The organism is Janthinobacterium leeuwenhoeki, from assembly GCF_051380795.1.
Classification (GTDB): domain Bacteria; phylum Pseudomonadota; class Gammaproteobacteria; order Burkholderiales; family Burkholderiaceae_D; genus Janthinobacterium.
On record NZ_JBNYXT010000016.1, the window covers coordinates 37,427 to 56,994 of the forward strand.

The 19,568-nt window shown below is 62.8% G+C and carries 16 protein-coding genes; 4 read left to right on the forward strand and 12 right to left on the reverse strand.

What is annotated here, in order from left to right:
* Positions 1 to 58 precede the first annotated feature (58 nt).
* A complete protein-coding gene (locus tag ACQ4WS_RS14380) occupies positions 59 to 2,509 on the forward strand; it encodes a coiled-coil domain-containing protein (RefSeq protein WP_436477267.1) in 2,451 nt (816 codons plus the stop codon).
* 84 nt (positions 2,510 to 2,593) lie between these two features.
* Here ACQ4WS_RS14380 and ACQ4WS_RS14385 read toward each other — a convergent pair whose 3' ends face one another.
* The 11 genes from ACQ4WS_RS14385 to ACQ4WS_RS14435 all read right to left on the reverse strand — a co-directional run bounded on the left by ACQ4WS_RS14385 (position 2,594) and on the right by ACQ4WS_RS14435 (position 13,206).
* Positions 2,594 to 3,547, reverse strand: a complete 954-nt coding sequence (locus ACQ4WS_RS14385) for a hypothetical protein (RefSeq protein WP_436477269.1) — start codon at positions 3,545 to 3,547, stop codon at positions 2,594 to 2,596.
* A 233-nt stretch (positions 3,548 to 3,780) separates the two neighbouring features.
* Positions 3,781 to 4,155, reverse strand: a complete 375-nt coding sequence (locus tag ACQ4WS_RS14390) for a DUF8785 domain-containing protein (RefSeq protein WP_034759290.1) — start codon at positions 4,153 to 4,155, stop codon at positions 3,781 to 3,783.
* A 33-nt stretch (positions 4,156 to 4,188) separates the two neighbouring features.
* Positions 4,189 to 5,424: a TerD family protein gene (locus ACQ4WS_RS14395; protein ID WP_436477271.1), complete on the reverse strand. Its 1,236-nt coding sequence runs from the start codon at positions 5,422 to 5,424 to the stop codon at positions 4,189 to 4,191.
* Positions 5,421 to 6,407: an HpcH/HpaI aldolase/citrate lyase family protein gene (locus ACQ4WS_RS14400; protein WP_436477273.1), complete on the reverse strand. Its 987-nt coding sequence runs from the start codon at positions 6,405 to 6,407 to the stop codon at positions 5,421 to 5,423. Before ACQ4WS_RS14400 ends, ACQ4WS_RS14395 begins: the two co-directional genes overlap by 4 nt.
* Positions 6,400 to 7,506 (reverse strand): cysteine protease StiP family protein, encoded by a 1,107-nt coding sequence (locus ACQ4WS_RS14405; RefSeq protein ID WP_436477275.1) that lies wholly within the window; start codon positions 7,504 to 7,506, stop codon positions 6,400 to 6,402. The genes ACQ4WS_RS14400 and ACQ4WS_RS14405 overlap by 8 nt, the downstream gene beginning before the upstream one ends.
* Positions 7,503 to 8,255: an HAD family hydrolase gene (locus ACQ4WS_RS14410; RefSeq protein WP_436477277.1), complete on the reverse strand. Its 753-nt coding sequence runs from the start codon at positions 8,253 to 8,255 to the stop codon at positions 7,503 to 7,505. Before ACQ4WS_RS14410 ends, ACQ4WS_RS14405 begins: the two co-directional genes overlap by 4 nt.
* Positions 8,233 to 9,390: a phosphoribosyltransferase domain-containing protein gene (locus tag ACQ4WS_RS14415; RefSeq protein WP_436477279.1), complete on the reverse strand. Its 1,158-nt coding sequence runs from the start codon at positions 9,388 to 9,390 to the stop codon at positions 8,233 to 8,235. Before ACQ4WS_RS14415 ends, ACQ4WS_RS14410 begins: the two co-directional genes overlap by 23 nt.
* Positions 9,387 to 10,424, reverse strand: a complete 1,038-nt coding sequence (locus ACQ4WS_RS14420; RefSeq protein ID WP_436477281.1) for an ATP-grasp domain-containing protein — start codon at positions 10,422 to 10,424, stop codon at positions 9,387 to 9,389. The genes ACQ4WS_RS14415 and ACQ4WS_RS14420 overlap by 4 nt, the downstream gene beginning before the upstream one ends.
* Before the next feature lie 242 nt (positions 10,425 to 10,666).
* Positions 10,667 to 11,383 carry a TIGR00266 family protein gene (locus ACQ4WS_RS14425; RefSeq protein WP_436477283.1) on the reverse strand — a complete coding sequence of 239 codons (717 nt, stop codon included), beginning with the start codon at positions 11,381 to 11,383 and terminating at the stop codon, positions 10,667 to 10,669.
* A 65-nt stretch (positions 11,384 to 11,448) separates the two neighbouring features.
* The gene (locus ACQ4WS_RS14430) at positions 11,449 to 12,024 is read right to left on the reverse strand and encodes a TerD family protein (protein ID WP_436477285.1); all 576 of its coding nucleotides are present in this window, start codon (positions 12,022 to 12,024) and stop codon (positions 11,449 to 11,451) included.
* A gap of 99 nt (positions 12,025 to 12,123) precedes the next feature.
* A complete protein-coding gene (locus ACQ4WS_RS14435) occupies positions 12,124 to 13,206 on the reverse strand; it encodes a DUF475 domain-containing protein (RefSeq protein ID WP_436477287.1) in 1,083 nt (360 codons plus the stop codon).
* A 247-nt stretch (positions 13,207 to 13,453) separates the two neighbouring features.
* On the opposite strand from ACQ4WS_RS14435, the gene ACQ4WS_RS14440 reads away from it, so the two are divergent.
* The 3 genes from ACQ4WS_RS14440 (at position 13,454) to ACQ4WS_RS14450 (ending at position 18,518) form a co-directional block, all read left to right on the forward strand.
* Positions 13,454 to 13,879 carry a divergent PAP2 family protein gene (locus tag ACQ4WS_RS14440; protein ID WP_436477289.1) on the forward strand — a complete coding sequence of 142 codons (426 nt, stop codon included), beginning with the start codon at positions 13,454 to 13,456 and terminating at the stop codon, positions 13,877 to 13,879.
* Positions 13,880 to 14,120: 241 nt separating this feature from the next.
* Positions 14,121 to 15,293, forward strand: a complete 1,173-nt coding sequence (locus ACQ4WS_RS14445; protein ID WP_436477291.1) for an efflux RND transporter periplasmic adaptor subunit — start codon at positions 14,121 to 14,123, stop codon at positions 15,291 to 15,293.
* 3 nt (positions 15,294 to 15,296) lie between these two features.
* Positions 15,297 to 18,518 (forward strand): efflux RND transporter permease subunit, encoded by a 3,222-nt coding sequence (locus tag ACQ4WS_RS14450; protein ID WP_436477293.1) that lies wholly within the window; start codon positions 15,297 to 15,299, stop codon positions 18,516 to 18,518.
* 116 nt (positions 18,519 to 18,634) lie between these two features.
* Here ACQ4WS_RS14450 and ACQ4WS_RS14455 read toward each other — a convergent pair whose 3' ends face one another.
* On the reverse strand, positions 18,635 to 19,558 hold the full coding sequence (locus ACQ4WS_RS14455; RefSeq protein ID WP_436477295.1) for an SAM hydrolase/SAM-dependent halogenase family protein: 924 nt from the start codon (positions 19,556 to 19,558) through the stop codon (positions 18,635 to 18,637).
* Between the last annotated feature and the right edge of the window lie 10 nt (positions 19,559 to 19,568).

Sequence of the window (19,568 nt, forward strand, 5' to 3'; positions counted from 1 at the left end):
ATAATGGTGTTAATAAATTCCTATAAGCAATGGAATTCACCCGAATAAGCGAGAAATCATGCAAGCACAGCAAAATGAGCGCCAGGCCGCCTCCCTCACCGTCGCGTACTCCGCCGACGACGAGTTCGACCAGGACAGCATGGTCTCGCTGCATGATTTCAAGGACCTGGAGCGCAAGGCGGAGGCACCAGCGCCGCTTCCTGCCACTCTTGCCGCTCCTGCCACCGCGATGCCCGAGCCGCAAGCCGAGCCGGCAGCCGAGGCCGACAGCAAGGCGCCGGCCGCCGAACGCCAGAAAATGGAATTGAAAGCCATCCACGAGGCGATAGCCCGCGTGGAAGCGGAAGCGAAGGCCACCTGCGCTGCCGAAAGCCGCGCCCTGGCCGAGGCGCGCGTGCGCTCGCTGGCCGAGGACCGCGCCGCCATCGACGCGGCCGCCGCCGCCGCCGCACAGCAAAATGCGCAGGCAGCCGAAGAAGCGATTGCTGCCAACCGCGAACGTCTCGATACCATGCGCGCCGCCGCGCAAGCCAGCGTGGCCCGTCTCGAAGCGGTCAAGCAGGAGACGGCCGAACTGCGCGCCCGCGTGGAGTCCGATAATGCCATCCGCATGGCCGCCGAACAGCGTTCGCGCGCCGAACAGGAAAGCCGCTTGCGCGCCAGCGAGCAGGTGGCCGTGCAGTCGGAACTGGCCGAACAGGCAGCCCGCGCCGCCGAAGAATTGCAAGTGCAGACGGAGCAGGCGCGCCTGCAAGCCGTCGAGCGCGTCGCCGCCGTGCAGGCGGCCAAGGAAGAAATGGTGGGCATCGCCTCGGCCGACGCGCGCGTCGCCGTGCTGGCGCGCGAACGCGAGCGCCATGCGCACGGTGCGCGCCAGACGGCGCAGATGCTCGCCGAAGCGGAAAGCGAAGCGCTGGACTTGACGGTGCAGCGCGAGCGCGCGGACCAGATCGCGCTGGAATCGGCCTTCAACCGCGCCGCCGCCGAAGTGCGCGCCCTGGAAGAAGCGCGCGCGCTGGCGCACCTGGAACAGGAACGCGAAGCCATCGCCCTGGCGCAGGCGGAATCGGAACGCCATGCGGCGCAGTCCCTGCGTTTGCGCCTGCAGACGGAAAAGGAATTGCGCGACGCGGCCATTCACCGCGAGCGCCTGGAAATGGTCGCCGTGGCCAGCGCGCAGGCGCGCCGCGATGCCGACGTGCGCATCCTTGCCGCCACCGAAGCGCGCATCGAGGTGGACCGCCAGCTGCGCGCCGTGGCGCTGGCCCGCGTGGCCGCCGAACAGGATGCGGAAATCGCCGGCCACGCCAAGCTGGAAGCGGAAACGGCCGCGCTGGAACAGACCAAGGCGCGCGAAGCGGCCGAGCAGGCCGCCGCCGTGGCAGCGGCCCGCGAACTGGAAGAGCAGCAGCGCGCCGCCAGCCTGGAGCGCGAACGCGCCGAACTGGCGCACCAGGCGGCGGAACTGGCGGCCAGTCAGAACGCTGCCGAGCAGGCCGAGATCGATGCCGGCACGGCTGCATTGGCCGCGCAGGCGCAAGCGTCGCAACTGGCGCAGGAAAAAGCCCTGCAGGCCGAGCGCGTACTGCAGGCGGAGCAGGAGCGCCTGGCCGCCGAACAAGCCGCCATCGCCGCCTTGAAAGAAAAACTGGAAGCGGAAGCGCTGGCGTTCAACGCGGCACAGGAACGCATCGCCGCCGAAGGCGCGCAAGCGGAACTGCTGCGCGGCCAGCACGCTGCCGAACAGGCCTTGCGGGAAGCGGCGCAAAAAGAAGCCGACGCCATCCGTATTTTGATGGACCAGGCCCTGGTCGAAGGCGAACAGAAAGCCGCTGCCGCGCAAGCCGTGCAGGCGCAGGCGCGCCTGGCCGTGGAACTGGGACAAGTGCATAGCGAGCGCGCCCGCGTGGAAGAAGACAAGGCGCAAGCGGCAGATGCGCTGCTGGCGTCCGAGCGCGATTTCGTCGCCGCCGAGCGCGAGTCGCTGGCCCTGATCGCACAAAAACTGGTGCAGCAGCGCCAGACCAGCAGTGCCGAAGAGCGCGCTTCGCAAGCCATCGCCGGCCGTCTGGAAGCGGAAAAGCAGGCGACAGCGGCCGCCGAAGCGCGCGCCGCCATGGAACAGCAGGCGCTCGACGCCATGCGCCAGCGCGAGCAGCTGGAACTGGCCGCGCAGCAGGCCGCCAGCGAGAAGCTCGCTGCACAGCAAGCCTTGCTGGCCAGTGCCCAGGCCCACGCCGCCCTGCAGCGCAAGGCGGCCGACACCACGCGCGCGATGGCGGCTGCCAAGCAGCAATTGCTGGACCTGGATACGGCGCGCGCGCAGCAGCAAGAGCGCGAACTGGCCGCCCTGCGCGCCAGCCTGGAGCAGCCGCAAACCGTCTTTTCCAGCTCCTTGAGCGCCGCCCGCGCGCAAGCCGAACAAGTCAGCTCGGCCAGTTTGACGCGCGAAGTGATCGAGCGCTTGACGCAGCCGAATGACGCTGGTGCCGTCTGGCGTTCGCGCTGAATTGACGTGAAACCCGATAACGCCCGGGGTCGGATCCTCGCGGTCCGACCCCAGTCCTAGGTTTGGGTTACGTCTGCATCTCCCTCAAAACTTCCTGCCCACCCCCACCAAAATCACATCCGCATCGCGGTGATAATCGGTGATGACCCGGTTCCACGCCACTTGCGCCACCCAGCGGCGGTTGAGGTGGTAGCGGGCCACGGCTGACAGCAAGCCTGTCAGGCGCGTGCTGTGGCCTTGCGCGTCGCGTCCATCCCAGGCCACGTACGGGCCGGCGCCCATGCCGAATTCTACTTTTTCATTCAGCGAACGGATCAGCCACAGCTGGGCGGCCGCGCCGCGCCGGTGCGCCAGGTCGGTATCGCCTTCATCGAGGGCGGTGACGCTCCAGTCCACGTATTTTCCCGCCGCGCGCCGGTATTCCACGGTGAACGGGCGCGAGGATTCGGAGCGCAAGCTGTTGACGATGGTGTGGCCTGTCGATAAGGTCAAGGTGTCGTCGTGGGCCCAGTTCTGCAAGTGCAGCTTGGCGCCCGGCACGCCGTCATAGCGGTAGCCGGCGCCCACCAGCAGGTGCGTGGTGGCATCCTTGCCGCTGGGGTGGATGCGGTTGACCTGGGCCAAGGCATGCCAGCGGTTGTCGAATTGCCAGCGCGCCTGCAGGCTGGCGATGGAACCCCAGCCGTGGTCATTGTCGAAATTGTGCGGTGCTTCATCCGTCTTGGCCGTGTCGAAGAAAAAATAGCGGCCCACGCCGGCGCCCAGCATCAGGCCCCGGTCCACATTTTTCGTGCGCAGCCAGACCTGGCCCGCCATGCCGTCGCGGTGATGGTCTTCCGGGTGCCCCTCGTTGATGTACGTCAGGCTCACCGCATTGTAATTGCCTACCGGCTGCGTGTAGCTGATGGCGCCGACAAAGGTGCGTTCATTGGTCGAGTTGACTTTCAGGGAACCTGCCATGCCGGACAAGTCCTGTGCCTGGGCGGACGGGGGGAGCGAGGCGGCCAGCAGGGCCAGGACGGTGAAGGGTATGCGCATGAGGTTTCCAGTGACGGGTGAATATACCCTAACGAAAGGCTGGCGCAGTGTCATGCGATTGCGCAAGAATCTTGTAGATTGACTACATTTGTAGACAGTTTTAGCCAGGACTCGTCACAAGTGTATAAGAAAGCGGGAATGTGTGATGCGCGCCAATGATGAGGCGGGAGGGGAGGCGCCGGCCTGGAAGGGCTGGCCGGCGCGATGTTGCTGGAGTTGTTGGAATGGCGGTATTACTGGCTCAAGACGACTTTATCGGCAAAATATTCCGTCTCGCCGAAGCATTGCGTGGGCACGCCCTTGTGCTGGCTGTAGGTGACGAGGATGCGCTTGCCGGCCGCGGCCGTCAACTGCTTCGCCACGTCTTCATCGCGCACGCTGAACTGGAATTTTTCCGGGATGGTGCCCGGCAGCGCGGTGAGCAGCAATTCACCTTCCCATGTCTTGCAGATCCAGCCCCGTTTGGAGAACTTCTGCAGGTAGCCCGCCCGTTCGCCTTCCGAGTACGAGAAGCTGAGGGCCATCCAGGTGTAGGCGGCCAGCAGCAGGAAGCCGGCCACGAGGAAGATGGCGAAGGCGAAGGTGACTTTTTTGGTCGTAGGGGTCATGGTTGCGGGTGAATTGTTTAGTTGGAGAAAGAATTAGTCTTTCCGTCCGGCTTTCCAGTTCAGGCCAAAGTTATATCTTTCGTCCATGGCCTGGTGCGCCGTGATTTTACCTTGGCCGCCGAAGTATTCCACCAATTTTGTCACCTGCAGGTTGCCGCCGTGGTTTTCCAGCATGGCGATGGCGCACATGGCGTGCGAGCTGTCTGTATCGAGGCGCACTTCCACGGTAGGCTGGCCGGGAATCTCGATCGTCACGACGCCATCCGTGGCGGCCCAGTTCGGCACGCCTTCGTAGATGAAGGCGTACACGAGCACGCGCTTGATCTGGTCGAAATGCGTGCCGTTGATGAAGATGTTTTCGCCGCTGCTGATGCTGCCCGTGCGGTCGTCGCCTTCCAGGTGGATGTAGGGCGGCCGGTCGTAGGCGCCCCAGCTGTTGCCCAGCGCCTGCACGGCGCTCTTGGCGCCGCTGCTCATTTCGAACAGGCAGCCGATATCGAGGTCGATGCCGCCCGAGCGGCCGGTCGGCTTGTTGAACAGCTTGCCGAGGAAGCCCGTGTCCAGCTTCGAGGCGGGCGCCTGGCCTTGCGCGGCGTTCTGGTTCCAGTTCAGGTTGACACGGATGCGGCCATAGCCGCCGCTGTCGCGCTTGTCGAGCGAAATCTTGTCGCCGCGCTTTTCCAGGCGGATCTTCGACAGCGAGATTTTATTCGCCGGCGGCGGTGGCGCTGCTGGCGTGGACACGGGAGCAGGGGACGAAGAAGCTGCCTCGCTGCCGCCAAAGTGTTTCAGCAGCGCCGCCAGGCCGCCGGCAAAGCCCTGGCCCACGGCGCCGAAGCGCCAGCTGCCGTCGCGGCGATACAGTTCGCCGATGATGACGGCTTTCTCGTCCTGGAAGTCATTGCCCGTGAAGGCAAACGTGGCCGCCTGGCCCAGCGCCATGCTGGAGTTGCCCAGTGCGCGCATGCTGCCCTGTTCCGTCGCCGCCGTGAAAACCAGCTTGTCGATCGAGGCGGGCAGGCGGGAAAGGTCCACCTGGAAGGTGGAGCGGGGGCCGTTCAAGTCCACCGTGATGGCGTTGTCCGGCGCGCTTTTCTGGTTGAAGAACACCATGTAGCGGTCGTCCGACAGCTTGCCGGCCGCATCGACGCCGAAGCAGCTGACGTCCACTTCCATCGAACCCGAAACGATATCGAGCGTGACGGCAAACGGGCCATTCAAGCCCAGGTCAGCCAGTTTGCCTTTTTGTCCGCGTGTGAAATTGGTCATGGTCGTGCAATCCCTTCGTCGCTTGAGAGTTGAGTCAATGAGGTATTCGATAGGTGTACCGGCGCCGCGTCAGCCGCATGCCGGATGCCGAACAGGCGCGCCTGCTCGATGATGCGTAGCGCCCAGCTGCTGTGCGTGGCCACCTCGCACATCGATTCCTGCATGCGGAACACGGCCGGGCTGTCCGGGTCGATGATGCGCAGCGCCAGTTCGATGTCCGACTGCGCCACCTGGTAGTGGCGCTCGATCTGCGGCACCTGGTCCGGGTGGATGGCCGTCTTGGCGATCATGCCGTGCGCCATGTCCTGCGCCACTTCGGCGTCCAGCCAGCTGCCCTGCGACAGGTGCTCGAAGACGGGCGCCGTCAGCTGGAAGCCGTGCGGCTTGAAAATCGTCACCAGGCGGCCGATGACCTGGCCCAGCGGTGTTTGATAGATGGTGCCGCTGGTGGGGCGGCGCAGTCCCAGCAGGGCCAACAAGTCGTTGCCGCCGATGCGTAGCGCCAGGATGCGACGCCGCACTTCCGGCGCCGACAGGATGATGCGGAACTGCTTCATTTCCTCGTCGTCGAACACTTCCGCCGTTTCCAGGGTCGGCATCAGCAAGTGATGCGTGTGGCGCACCAGCTCGAAGTAGGCGGCGAAGTTGTGGCGCGTGGATTTCGGCAGCACGAAGCCGCTCAATTTTTCGGCGCCCGGCATGGTCAGCACGCGCGCCAGCACGTCGAGATTGCGCACGCGCACGAAGCGCAAGGTATCCGATTCGTCGCACATGTTTTGCAGTGTCATCGACAGGTTGAACAGCGCGTAACTGAGGTCGCGTTCCGCGATGGCGTCTTCGGTGCAAAGTATGACCGAACGCAAATGGCTGAATTTGTCGCCATTGGCGATCGCCAGCAAGTCCTTGTGCGTGGTCGGCACATACATGGAGGCGCCCAGCGCCGCTTTATGCTCACTTTGTGGGTGTAGGGAGTTGTTATCCATCGACTGCGCTCCTGATAAGGGCGACCGCCTGGTAAGGCAGCGCCGGTTCTACGATGACGGGTATGGCTTTTTCCTGCGCCAGAAGCAGCAAATGTGCCACGTCCGGCGCATTCGTGTCGCGCACGATCAGGCGCTCGGGCACGCGGCGCAGCAGCACGCGCGTCGCTTCGCCGATGCCTGGTTTGATCAGGTTGATGTCGCTGATGCCGTATTGCTGCTGCGCCGCGGCCATGTAGGCTTGCGAGCGGGCCGCCATGGCTGGCGCATCGCTCGCTTCGGCCAGCGGGACGCCGCTGCTGGCGGCAATGGCCATGGCGTCGGCCACCAGGCCGTCGGCGAAATCGCGCGACTGGTCGTGCGCTTCGAACTGCGCGTAGTACACGCAGCCATGGAAGTCATCCGGGCCGATGGCTTCATTGAGCACGGAGCGGCTGACCAGGCCCGAGACGGTGGCATTCAGAATGCTCGACGGGATCAGGTAGTCGCTGGCCGAGGCGGCGCAGGCGGCGGTGCCGGCCAGGTCGGACAGCACGAACAGGCCGCCATCGATAGCCGTGCCATGCGCGGCGTTGAAGTCGTTCACCGTCTGGCGCAGTTCGCGCGAAATCACGCCTTTGCCCGTCCACCCATCGATGAAGACGATGGATTCGGCCGCATGGCCGTGCGCCAGGATGCGCTGCAGGGCGTTCGCATCGATGCCGCGGTCGCGGATGATGGAGACGGAATAGTGGCTGCACTCGCGCTGGAATACCTGGCGCAGCAAGTGCCCCAGGATGACGCCCACGGGCGTGCCGGCACGCGCCAGCGACACCAGGGTGATGGGCCCCGTGCGGCGCGCCGCGATCAGGGCTGCCAGGCGCAGGCAGTCGCGCGCCATCTGCAGGCGGTTGGCCGCAAACGCGCTCTGGAACAGGGCCAGGTAGGCGGGCGAGGGCAGGGATTCGGGCGACAGCATTTCGCTGTAGTGGCGCTGGCCCGACTGGATCAAGCGCTCTTTTTCGGCCAGATCGAGGATCGGTTCGAGCGCCATCGGCGTGAGCAGAAACTCCACGTCTTCCTGGCGGTAGCTGCCGCTGAAATGCTGCGTGCCGTCGCTCATAGCGCCGCCACCGTGAGTGCCGCCAGCTGGGTGCCGTTGGGGATGATGGCGTAGTCGCAGGCAGCCATGAAGCGGGCGTCCGAACGGCTGTCGCCCATGCCGAAGCTGACGATGGGGCCATGCTCGGCTTCCAGCTCCGCGCGCAGGTAAGCCACGGCGCGCGCCTTGTTCAGGGTCTTCGGCAGCACGGCCAGGTTGTTGCCGTTGCGGTGGATGAAGTAGTCGGCGCCTTCGGTGGCGATCCATTGCTGCAGCACCTGCTCTTCGATGTCGGCCAGGCGCTCGCCGCGCGCTTCATGGTCCTTGACGACGATGTAGAACGGCGTGTTGTAGTCCTCGATCAGGCGCGCGCGCGAGGGCATGCCCGTCTTGACCTGGAAATCGTCGATGATGCGCATGGCATCACGCAGGCCGGGCAAGGCCGTCTGCATGTCGTTTTGCATCAGGGCCAGCCAGCCCGCGTCGAGCGCGCCGCCCGGCTGCAGCACGATGCCGCCGTAATCGAGCACGCTGTAGCTGGTAAACGGCAGGTCGACCCGACGGAAGGCGTCGCCATTTCTCGCCGTGGCGGGGATCAGGGTCATGCCGCTTTGCGCGAAGTCAAAGAAGGCGCGCTGGCGCGCCGTCGTAAACGAGCAGGCGTCGCCATTTTTTAAATAGGCGGCTGGCTGCAGGTCGCTCTCGCCGGGGCATTTTTTCGGGGTCTGGAACAGTGTGTCGTCCAGATCAACAAACAGGAATTTCTTCAATTTTGGTCTCTGACTGAAAGTGGAACAGGCGGCCAGTCAACTGGCCGGCGAGTTGCATGAGGGCCGGGCTGGCCGGGGTTTCATGGCAGATAAAAACGTGCTGGTACTGGCCAGGCGCCACGTTGTACAGGTAGTTGGCGATGCCTTCGCCGTAGTTGTCGTCGCAGTTGACGATATGCCCGACGGCGCCCCACGATAAAATCGGCGAGCGCGTAGTCGATTGCACCACCACGTTTTTGCCCAGCGCTTCGAGCTCGCGCGCCAGCAAGAATGACGGGTGCATGAATTCGCCCGTGCCCAGCACCAGCACGGAGTCGCCGGTGCCGATTTCCTGCGCCAGCTGCATCGCCAGGCCTTGCGGCGGCGCCAGGGCGCGCCCCACGCCGATGCGTCCGAACGCGGGGCTGGCGCCCCGTTCCGCATTCGCCTCGAAGCGCTGCGCGCTGGCCGCCACGGGAGCCGGCGCATCGCCGGCCTGGAAGGCATACTGGCCGGACAAGGCTGCGCCGATGCTGGTGGGCAGGCCGAAACGCTCACTCAAGCCCGCGTTGGCAGCCTGGCCCATGAAATTGGTGATCACGCCCAGGTGCAGTTTTTCCAGTTGCGGATAGCGCGCGCGGCACACTTGCACCAGGTTGGCGAAGGTGTTGCCGGTCGACGCTTCATCGTCGATCAGCACCAGGCTGCGGGCCGTGGAAAACAGCGCGCTGGCCGCGTCCGACAAATGCAAAAACTGGCGCGGCGCGTGGCTGTGCGATTCCTCGAACTCGAAGAAGGGCACCGTGCCTACGCGATAGCGCGAGCTGTGCAAAAACAGGGCCTTGCCATGCGGATTGGCGCGCAGCCATGCTTCGAACACGCCCTGGCCCAGGCCGACGGCCGTTTCCGCCATGGCGATGAAGACCACGGGACCGGGCAGGCTGGGGGGGATTTGCGCGGCCAGGTCGTCGTGGATGGTTTGCATGGCGCGCGGCGTGACGGGCCAGTGCTTGCCCAGTACCTTGGACAGGAACAGGAAGCCCCGTTTGGCGTTGGCGCGCGCGGCAAAGCCGATCAGCCAGTCCAGCGGAAAGCGCGCCTCGTCCACTTTCAAGGTCAGCTCGCCCGTGGGCATCTGCTGCTTGACGATGTTCATGGCAGCTCCACAGCGTAGGCCGCTTCGCCCACGCGCATGCCTACACGGATGGCGGGCACGGTGAGTTTGTCAAAGCCCTGGTCGAAACCGGCCAGCGCCAGGTAGGGCAGGTTGGGGCCGGCCGCGCACGCCATGCCGATGCCACCCGACATGCGCGGGTTGACTTCCAGCAGCGCCAGGCCATTCGCGCCTACACGGAACTGGATGTTGAAGACGCCATTCAGGCGGTAGTCGCGCGCCAGTTTGTCGCAGGCTGCCAGCAAGTCGGCGCGCAGCTCGATCAGCTGGCCGCTGCCGCCCCCATGCAGCTTCTTGCGCGGCACGGCGCAAACGAGCTTGCCCTGGTCGGCGACGCAGTCGGCGCTGTATTCGTGGCCATCGAGGTATTCCATCAGCAGCAGGGTCTTGAACGATGCCATCTGCGCCAGGCCATTGCGCAGCTCTTGCGCATTGATCTGATAGGCGGCGCCGGCCAGCAACAGCTGGGCGCTGCTGCGCTCTTCATCGAGAATGGCAAAGCCCAGGGCATACACGGATTCGGACGGCTTGATGCACAGTTTAGGGTAGCGAGGGCGTAGTTCGGCGTAGGCGGCGTCGTATTCCTCGATGGTCGTCACGGCGCGGTAGTCGGCCGGGCGCGCCATGGGCAGATCGAGGCCGTCGCAGAAGCGTGCCTTGTCGTGCATCAGGGTCAGCGTCTCTTCGCTGGCCACGCTGAGCACGCGCGTGCCGATGGCGGCAAAGCGTGCGCTGGCGCTGCCGATCAGGCCCGCTTCCTTGCCGGGCCAGAAAATCGTGATGTCCCGGTCGCGGCAAAATTCCAGACACCACTCGACATAATTGAGGCCCGTCAGTCCTGACGGTTCGACCGCGTATTCGTGGGCCGACAAGAAGGCGGCCGCGTGCTCGTTCGTATTGCTGCACACGATGTGATAGCGGGGCGCACCGCCTGTGGCGGCCATATCGGCCTCGCGGATCAGGCGCATGGCCGTGCCGACCGAGGAAAATGTTTTGTTGAACCAGACTCTTTGCATGTACGGGGACCGGGTGAAAATAGGGGAAGCCGCGCGCAGGTGCGCGCGCGTGAATTCTAAACGGCCAGACTTAACCTGGCCTTAGATTTTTTTGAACCACAACGTTGAGCAGCAAACTAACAGCGCCTGACAAAACCGTAGCGAGCGGAAGGAAGAGGTGGCCGAGAAGCGCAACCGTACTCAAGTACGGTGAGCATCGCAGGCCGCCTATGCCGACGCGCAGTAGGTTTGGTCAGGTGCCTCTAACTAGCTTTGCCGCTGGCCGTCCATTTCAAAAATGCATCACGGTTGCGCGAGCAGATGAAGACCTTGCCCGAGCCGGAAAAGCGCAGCACGATGCCTTCGCCGCTGGTGACGCTGTTGACGATATTGCCGAGGAAGCCGCCGATGCCGCCGCCGCTTGCGCCGCCGCCCGTGGTCACGGAAATCTCGTATTTCAGGCTGTTGTCCCAGCACACGACGTGGGAATTGTCGATCACGACATCTTTGCCCGGCTCGACGTCGAGCTGGAACATGGAGCCGAAGCCCGACACCACCACTTGTCCCGTGCCGGCCGTCTCCATGACGAAGAAGCCGCCCGACTGGGCGAACAAGGCATTGCCGATGCTTTGCGTGCGCACCTTCATTTCCGTGCCCGAGGTGGCGGCGACAAAGGCGCCGTCGTTGAGCAGGTACTGGCGCGCGCCCACGTCGATCACTTCGATGGCGCCCGGCAGGGTGGGCGAGAGCAGGCAATCGCCGCTGCCGCGCACCGCTTCGATATGCTGCTGGAAGAACGATTCGCCATTCGCGAAGCGGCGCATGATGGCGCTGCCTAGGCCGCCCGTCATCTTGCCTTTCAAATCCAGCGCCGTTTCCATCATCACCATCGCATCAGATTCGCAATAGATGGTTTCGCCCTGCTTCATGCTGACGTGCAAGAATGGATCGACGTCGCCGGTGACACTAAATACTGGCATGATAAATCTCCAAAAAAAAGCCGCCTGATGATATTCAGGCGGCTGCGTTTAGCTCATGAAAAAAATCAAGCGTTGACGCCGAACGAACGGGCCAGAGGGCCCAGGCCGCCGTTGAAGCCCTGGCCGATCGCCTTGAACTTCCATTCGCCGTTGTAGCGGTAGATTTCGCCAAAGATCATCGCCGTTTCCGTCGAGCTGTCTTCGGACAGGTCGTAGCGGGCGATTTCTTTTTCGCCTTCCGCGTTCAGGCAGCGGATGAAGGCTTTCGAGACCATGCCGAAGTTCTGGCGGCGCGCGTCGGCGTCATGAATGGTGACGGTGACGCTGATGCGGTCGATGTCGGCCGGCACGCGGGTCAGGTCGATTTCGATGCGTTCATCGTCGCCGTCGCCTTCGCCCGTGGTGTTGTCGCCCGTGTGGACGACGGAGCCGTCGGTCGACTTCAGGTTGTTGTAGAAGATGAAGTCAGAGTCGCCACGGACTTTGCCGTCGCTTTTCAGGAGGAAAGCGCTACCGTCAAGGTCGAAGGTGGCGCCGTCCGTCGAACGAGGATCCCAGCCGAGGCCGACGATGATCTTCTTCAGGTTCGGTGCTTCCTTGCTCAGGTTGACGTTGCCGCCTTTTTGCAAACTGATTGCCATGTAGTGCTCCTTTAGTAATTAAACTTAATCATGCCTTCATGGGATGAGCGCAAAGCGCTCGTGCCATTACTCTCTCAATTGGGGGCGGAAGCCCCGATTTCAAGCTTGTGCCGCGTGCCGTTTGCGATAGCGCAAGGATGACCACAGCGAAACGAGAATGAAGGCCACGCCCGACAGGCCCGTGAACCATTCCGGAATATGGTATTTGACGGAGGCCAGCATGATCAGGGCCAGGATGCCGATCGCATAATGGGCGCCGTGCTCGAGGTAGACGAATTCGTCCAGCGTGCCCTTGTGCACCAGGAAGACGGTCATCGAGCGCACGAACATGGCGCCGATGGCCAGGCCCAGCATGATGATGACGACGTCGTTGGTGATGGCGAATGCGCCGATCACGCCGTCAAAGCTGAACGAGGCGTCCAGCACTTCCAGGTACAGGAAGCCGCCGATGCTGCCGCGCGCCACCGTTTTTACTAGATCGCCATTGCCGTTTTTGGCTGGTGCGGCGCCTTCTTCTGCGTCATCCTGCAAGTCCGGTTCGCCTTCTTCCAGCAAGCCGCTGATCCAGTTCACGCCGATGTAGACGGCGATGCCGACGATGCCCGAAGCGAGCACGCTGTATTTTTCGTCCACGGGACCCATCGCCACGCAGGCCGCCACGGCGCCCATGGTGATCAGCACGGCCAGGCTTTCGGTGCCCAGCGCGTTGACTTTTTCCTCGGCCCAGCCCAGCCAGTGCAATTCCTTCTCATCGTCGAACATGAAGTTCAGGAACACCAGCAGCAGGAAGGCGCCGCCGAAGGCTGCCACTTGCGCATGGTTGTCCGTCAGGTGCTTGGCATACACTTCCGGCGTAGTGGTGGCCATGGTCCAGACATCGACCAGGCCCAGGCCCGTGGCGACAGAAACGATAACCAGCGGGAACAGCAGCCGCATGCCGAAGACGGCCACGAGGATACCAACCGTCAAGAACAGTTTTTGCCAGAATTCATTCCAGTGACGCAAGACCGAGGCATTCACCACCGCATTGTCGAACGACAGCGACACTTCCATGATGCCCAGCACGCCCGTGATCCACAGCGCCTGGATCATGCCTGACACGCCGCCATGGCTGTAACCCCACCAGCCCGACACCGCCATCAGGATAAAAGTGACTAAAAAGGAAATTCTGAAATGTCGCATGAGGACCCCGTTGCAAGTGTTAAGACGTTTGATTATCCGCGCCGCTGTGCGCGCCGCACTCAGTGTTGATATACGTCAATTGTTGTATATGCCATGATTTTATAGTAGTTGCCGCCGGGGGCGGCGTTTTATAGGCTGACGACAGACCGTTCTGCTGGCGCGGATGATCTGCGATAATTGCGGCGCGCCCATCCGGCTGCCGCAGTCTCTTGCACACTCTCTACATATATATAAGAAGGAATACCCCGTGGATATCGCTTACCTCGTCACGCCCCTGATCACCTGGATCCTGGTCGGACCGATCAAATTCCTGATCAACAGTGTCCGCACGCGGCAATGGGCGTTCGGCCTGGTCGGCAATGGCGGCTTTCCCAGCAACCATAGCGCCGTCGTCTCCAGCATGGCCACCCTGATCGCCTTGCGCGAAGGCATAGCCCATCCCGCCTTCGGCGTGGCGGTGACGTTGGCCTTCATCGTCATCATCGACGCCAACAGCCTGCGCCAGCACGTGGGCAAGCAGGCGGCGGCCATCAACCGCCTGGCCAGGGAAGCGGGCAGCGCCGCGCACAAGACCTTGCGCGAGCGCATGGGCCATACCCTGGTGGAAATCGCCGGCGGCCTGTGCACTGGCGTGGCCATCGGTTTCCTGATCAACACCGTTTTTGCCCGCTAAGTTCGCCTCCCCTGAAACGCAAAACCCCGCCGGATGGCGGGGTTTTGCGTTTCAGGGCGTCAAAACTACGTTTCATCCATTGATTAAAGCATTACAGGAAACCGCCGATTGACATGTCCAGATGTGCTCATGGATACTTTGGCGCTTGTGGTTTTAATAAAAATAAACGCCTGCCTATCGCTTGCCTGCCCTATCCGGGCCGACGGGACGGTAGCGGTGCCATCTATCCGGAGAATTACCCATGTTGCGCAAAACCCTGTTTGTTCTGGCAATCGCTTCTGCCCTGGCCGCTTGCGGCAAAGAGTCCAAAGATCCCGGCAAGGGCGGCAAGAATGCCAAGGAACAGGCGGGCGCTGCCGTCAATCTGCTGGTTTCCCCGGAAGATCTGCTGACCATCCAGAGCAATGCATTGGCGTCGGGGCCTGTCATCACCGGTTCCGTGCAGCCTGAGCGCAACGCGGACTTGCGCGCCGAAGTATCGGCCGTGGTGATCCAGGTCATGAAGGAAAACGGTGAAGCCGTCAAACGGGGCGACGTGCTGGTGCGCCTGGACGAAACGTCCATCCGCGACAGCCTCAATTCGGCCGAGGAAGCCAGCCGCGCCGCCAGCCAGGTGCTGGAGCAGTCCGAACGCATGTTTCAGCGCATGAAAACCCTGCGCGCCTCGGGCATGACGTCGACGCAGGCGCTGGAAGACGCGGAAATCCGCCGCAACAATGCGCAAAGCGATTTGTCCGCCGCGAAAAGCCGCGCTGCCCAGGCTCGTCAGCAACTGCAGCGCACCCTCGTGCGCGCGCCGTTCGACGGCATCGTGAGCGAGCGCAAGGTATCGAATGGCGATACGGCGCAAATCGGCAAGGAATTGATCAAGGTCATCGATCCGACCAGCATGCGCCTGGAAGGCCTGGTGTCGGCCGACAAGATCGGCGTCGTCAAGGTGGGCCAGCCCGTGCTGTTCCGCATCAATGGTTATCCAGGCCAGGATTTCGCGGGCAAGGTGCGCCGCGTCGATCCTGCCGCCAACACTGTCACGCGCCAGGTGGCCGTGCTGGTCGATTTCAACGACAAGGAACAACCGCGCGTGGCCGGCCTGTATGCGGAAGGGCGCATCGAGACGGAAACCGTCAGCGCGCTGATGATACCCGACTCGGCTCTGGTGAAGGCGGGCGACGTGACGTACACGTGGAAGGTCAAGGACAAGGCTTTGCATAAAGTCAACTTGCGCATCGGCGCGCGCGACGTGCGCACGGGCCAGTGGGAAGTGCAAAGTGGCCTGGCCAGCGGCGACACCGTGTTGCGCACGCCGGGCTCGACCTTCAAGGATGGGCAGAAAGTGGAATTGACGGCCGGCAAGGTCGTGCCCGCCGCCGCCGTGGCCAGCAGCAGTGCCGCCGTTGCCGGTAAAGGAAACTAAGCCATGTTCCTTTCCGATTTCAGTATCAAGCGGCCCACCGCCACCATCGTCCTGATCCTAGCCATGATGTGTGTCGGTTTGCTGGCGCTCAAGAAACTGCGTGTCAACCAGAATCCGGACGTCGAAGTGCCCTTCATCGTCGTCAGCATCCCTTACCCTGGCGCATCGCCCGACACGGTCGAGCGCGAAGTGGTGAACCGCCTGGAAAAATCCTTGCAAAGTATTTCCGGCGTGACCGAAGTCAATAGCGATTCGAATGAAGGTTCGGCCACTATCTTCCTGCAGTTTTCCTTCAATACCAATTTGATCGAGGCGTCCGACAATATCCGCAATGCCATTGCCGCCGTGCGCTACAAGTTGCCGACGGAAATGCGCGAGCCGATCTTGCAGCGCATCGACCCGGCTGCCGAACCGATCATGCAGCTGGCCCTGTCGTCGAATACGCAAAGCCATGCGGAAATTTCGCGCCTGGCCGAAGACGTGCTGTCGGACCGCTTCCGCACCGTCGATGGCGTGGCGCTGGTCAACGTGGGCGGTTCGCTGAAACGCGAGCTGTCCGTGCTGTTGCGGGCGGAAAAGTTGCGTGAATACAATGTTTCCGTCAGCGATGTCGTCACCGCCTTGCGCAACCAGAACACGAATGCGCCCGTGGGCAAGGTGCGCGGCATCCTGGATGAGAAAAGCATCCGCCTGGTGGGCCGCATCGAGTCGCCAAGCGACTTCGAGCAAGTGGTGATCAAGCGCCGCGGCGAGGAAATCGTGCGCCTGGCGCAAGTGGCCACCATCGAAGATGGCTTTGCCGAAGTCAACAGCCTGAGCATGCGCAGCGGCAAGCCCAACGTGGGCATCTCCATCACCCGCGTGCGCGACGCCTCCACCGTCAGCGTGGCCAACAAGATCCGCGACATGGTGGCGGAAATCAACAAGACCTTGCCGAAAGGCACGATCCTGCAAGTGACGCGCGACGGCGGCGAGAACGCCCAGCATAGCCTGAACAATGTGATTGAATCGCTGGTGTTGGGCGCCGTGCTGACGATCTTCGTCGTCTACGCCTTCCTGAACTCGTGGCGTTCGACCCTGATCACGGCGCTGAGCCTGCCTACTTCCGTGATTGCCGCCTTCATTGCCGTGTGGCTGTGCGGCTTTACCCTGAACTTCATGACCTTGCTGGGCCTGTCGCTGGCCATCGGCGTGCTGATCGATGACGCCATCGTGGTGCGTGAAAACATCGTGCGACACATGCAGATGGGCAAGGACCGCCGCACGGCCGCGCTGGAAGGCACGGCCGAGATCGGCATGGCCGTGGCCGCCACGACCTTCTCCATCATAGCCGTATTCATTCCCGTGGCCTTCATGCCTGGTATCTCAGGCGAATGGTTCCGTCCATTCGCCTTGACGGTGACGTGCTCGGTGCTTGTCAGCCTGGGCATCTCGTTTACGCTCGACCCGATGCTGTCGGCCTACTGGGGCGACCCGGTCGAGGAACACTCGGTGCCGAAAAAGGGTGTCGGCCGCATGCTGGAAAAATTCAACCACTGGTTCGACCACCAGGCTGACCGTTACGGCCGCGTGATCGCCTGGGCCCTGCATCACCGCCGCTGGATGGCCGTCATCGCCTTCAGCAGCCTGGTGGGCGCCATCGTCCTGCACTACACGCATGGCGGTACGAGTTTCTTGCCAGCATCCGATTCGGGCAATCTGATGATCAATGTGCGCACGCCATCGTCGAGCAGCATCGAGTATTCGCGTTTGAAACTGGAAGCGGCGGCCGTGCTGGCGCGTACCTTGCCTGAAACCAAGGATACCAACAGCTCCATCAATGCCGGTGGCGGACGGGTCTATGTCGATATCGGCAAGCGCAACACCCGCAAGCGTTCGGCCAAGGAAATCGCCGTCGAGCTGCGCGAGAAGATGTCGCGCCTGGTGGGCGCCGAATACGTGGTGCAGGATGACTTGAGCAACGGTTCGCAAAAACCGATCCAGGTGGAATTCACGGGTCCGGATTCGCGTAAACTCATGGAAATTACCAACGCCTATATGGACAAGCTGCGCGCCATTCCTGGCGCCGTCGACGTGGGCCTGTCCGAGCAAGACCCGAAAAACGAGCTGCAGATCGAGCTCAACCGCGGCCTGGCCAACTCGATGGGTATTTCCGTCAATGATGCGGCGCAATCGTTGCGCGTGGCGTTTGCCGGCGTGGAAGTGGGCGACTGGGTCGATCCGACGGGCGAGACGCGCGATGTGGCCGTGCGCCTGCATCCCGATGACCGCGTGGCGTCCGAGAACATCGAACGCCTGCCGATCAGCGTGACGGGTACCTCGCAAATGGTGCCGCTCGACCAGATCGCCACCATCACCATGGGCAAGGGCCCGTCCGGCATCGAGCACAAGAATGGCAAGCGCACGATTACCGTGTCGGCCAATGCGCAAGGCCGCTCAAACGGCGAAGTGACGAGCGACGCCATGAAACTGGCCAACTCCATCGACTTCCCGCCCGGCTACGGTCTGGCGCTGGGCGGCGCCGGCCAGGATCAGCAAGAGCTGTTCACGGAAATGCTGATCGCGCTGGTGATGGGTATCGGCCTGATGTATTTGATCCTGGTCATGCAGTTTGGTTCATTTACGGCACCGGTGGCCGTGATGATGTCCTTGCCGCTGAGCCTGATCGGCGTGGTGGTGGCGCTGGTGATCACCAACAACACCCTCAACCTGATGAGCTTTATCGGCATCATCATGCTGATGGGCCTGGTCGCCAAGAACGCCATCTTGCTGCTCGACGCGGCGCGCAAGCGCGAGGAAGAGGGCCATGGCCGCGAAGACGCACTGATGTATGCAGGCCGCATGCGTCTGCGCCCCATCCTGATGACGACGTTTGCGCTGATCGCCGGCATGTTCCCCGTGGCGCTGGGCCTGGGCGAGGGCGGCGAGTTCTACCGTCCATTGGCGATCGCCATCATCGGCGGCACCATCACCTCGACGATTCTGACCCTGCTGGTCGTGCCGACCTTCTATGACAGCATCGAAATCGCCCGCGATGGCGCCGTGGCCAAGTTCCACCGCCGCGCCGCGCGCATGCCCGTGGCCGTGGCCATGATACTGACCCTGCTCGAATGCGTGCTGACCCTGCTGCTGGTACGCTTCGTCTACCGCATGCTGATAAAGGCCTTGCTGTTCCTGATGGGACGCCGCACGCCGAAGTCGACGTCAGTCAGTCTGCAAAAGTAATACTGGGCCAAGGCCAGCTTGCGCTGCGCCGTGGTATTTCAAGAGCCTTCTTCGGAAGGCTCTTTTTTTTACCTGGACTTGCTCGTACCAGGGCGTCCTGGCCGTGAAGGAACAGCTTATTTTGTAGCAGGGGCCTTGCTCACTTCTACCTCCCAATCCACGCCTGATTGAATATGATGCTTGGCAGCAAAGTCACCCTGGCTGATGGCGACAGCCACGTCGAGCAGGCTGTTCAGGTAGACCAGCGGCTTGCCCTTGGCGACGCCGCCAAAGGTGTGTTCGAACGGCGCCGTGACCTTGGCCACTTGCTTGCCCTTGTGCAAAATGCGCACGTGCAGCGGGTCGTGCAGTTTTACCTGCAACTCGTCGAGCAGGGATTTCGGGATATTCGTCCACACATTGCCATACTTGACGTCCAGCACGGGCACGATGCCGCGGATGGTATTGCCGTCGCGTACAGGCTTTTGATACGCGATCTTCACCACGGATTCGCTTGGCAATTGCGGGCCCACCTGTTCATAGCTGATGGCGCCCGACGCCAGGCGTGCGCCGACATACGCGTACACGTCGCGGCCATGGAAGGTGTACGACTCGGCGGAACCGGCCAGGCGATTGACCTTTTCATCGATTTCGCGCAGTTCGGCCACGCCGTCGCGCTCGGCGATCAGGGTGAACAGGCCATTGTCCGGCCCCACGAAGTAGCGCCCGCCCTTGGTTTTCAGCACCACCGACTTGCGCGCCGTGCCCACGCCCGGGTCGATGACAGAAACAAATACCGTGCCCTGCGGCCAGTAATTGGCCGTCTGGTACAAACGGTAGGCGCCCAGCCAGATGTCGTAGTCGGGAATCTGGTGCGTCAGGTCCGAGATGGTCAGCTGGGGATCGACGCCATAAGCCACGCCATGCATGGCCGAGACGGCGCCGTCGGCCGTGCCGAAGTCCGTCATCAGCACCAGCGGCGCGGCAGCCTGGGCGCTGGACAGCAGGAAGGCGCTCAGGCAGGCGCCGGCGACGAGGTGGGAGATGCGTTTGATGATCATGATTTCCTTT

Excerpts from the sequence above, each read along its gene's own strand:
- ACQ4WS_RS14380 (WP_436477267.1), top strand. The coding sequence starts at position 59 with ATGCAAGCACAGCAAAATGAGCGCCAGGCCGCCTCCCTCACCGTCGCG.
- ACQ4WS_RS14385 (WP_436477269.1), bottom strand. The coding sequence starts at position 3,547 with ATGCGCATACCCTTCACCGTCCTGGCCCTGCTGGCCGCCTCGCTCCCC.
- ACQ4WS_RS14390 (WP_034759290.1), bottom strand. The coding sequence starts at position 4,155 with ATGACCCCTACGACCAAAAAAGTCACCTTCGCCTTCGCCATCTTCCTC.
- ACQ4WS_RS14395 (WP_436477271.1), bottom strand. The coding sequence starts at position 5,424 with ATGACCAATTTCACACGCGGACAAAAAGGCAAACTGGCTGACCTGGGC.
- ACQ4WS_RS14400 (WP_436477273.1), bottom strand. The coding sequence starts at position 6,407 with ATGGATAACAACTCCCTACACCCACAAAGTGAGCATAAAGCGGCGCTG.
- ACQ4WS_RS14405 (WP_436477275.1), bottom strand. The coding sequence starts at position 7,506 with ATGAGCGACGGCACGCAGCATTTCAGCGGCAGCTACCGCCAGGAAGAC.
- ACQ4WS_RS14415 (WP_436477279.1), bottom strand. The coding sequence starts at position 9,390 with ATGAACATCGTCAAGCAGCAGATGCCCACGGGCGAGCTGACCTTGAAA.
- ACQ4WS_RS14420 (WP_436477281.1), bottom strand. The coding sequence starts at position 10,424 with ATGCAAAGAGTCTGGTTCAACAAAACATTTTCCTCGGTCGGCACGGCC.
- ACQ4WS_RS14425 (WP_436477283.1), bottom strand. The coding sequence starts at position 11,383 with ATGCCAGTATTTAGTGTCACCGGCGACGTCGATCCATTCTTGCACGTC.
- ACQ4WS_RS14430 (WP_436477285.1), bottom strand. The coding sequence starts at position 12,024 with ATGGCAATCAGTTTGCAAAAAGGCGGCAACGTCAACCTGAGCAAGGAA.
- ACQ4WS_RS14435 (WP_436477287.1), bottom strand. The coding sequence starts at position 13,206 with ATGCGACATTTCAGAATTTCCTTTTTAGTCACTTTTATCCTGATGGCG.
- ACQ4WS_RS14445 (WP_436477291.1), top strand. The coding sequence starts at position 14,121 with ATGTTGCGCAAAACCCTGTTTGTTCTGGCAATCGCTTCTGCCCTGGCC.
- ACQ4WS_RS14450 (WP_436477293.1), top strand. The coding sequence starts at position 15,297 with ATGTTCCTTTCCGATTTCAGTATCAAGCGGCCCACCGCCACCATCGTC.
- ACQ4WS_RS14455 (WP_436477295.1), bottom strand. The coding sequence starts at position 19,558 with ATGATCATCAAACGCATCTCCCACCTCGTCGCCGGCGCCTGCCTGAGC.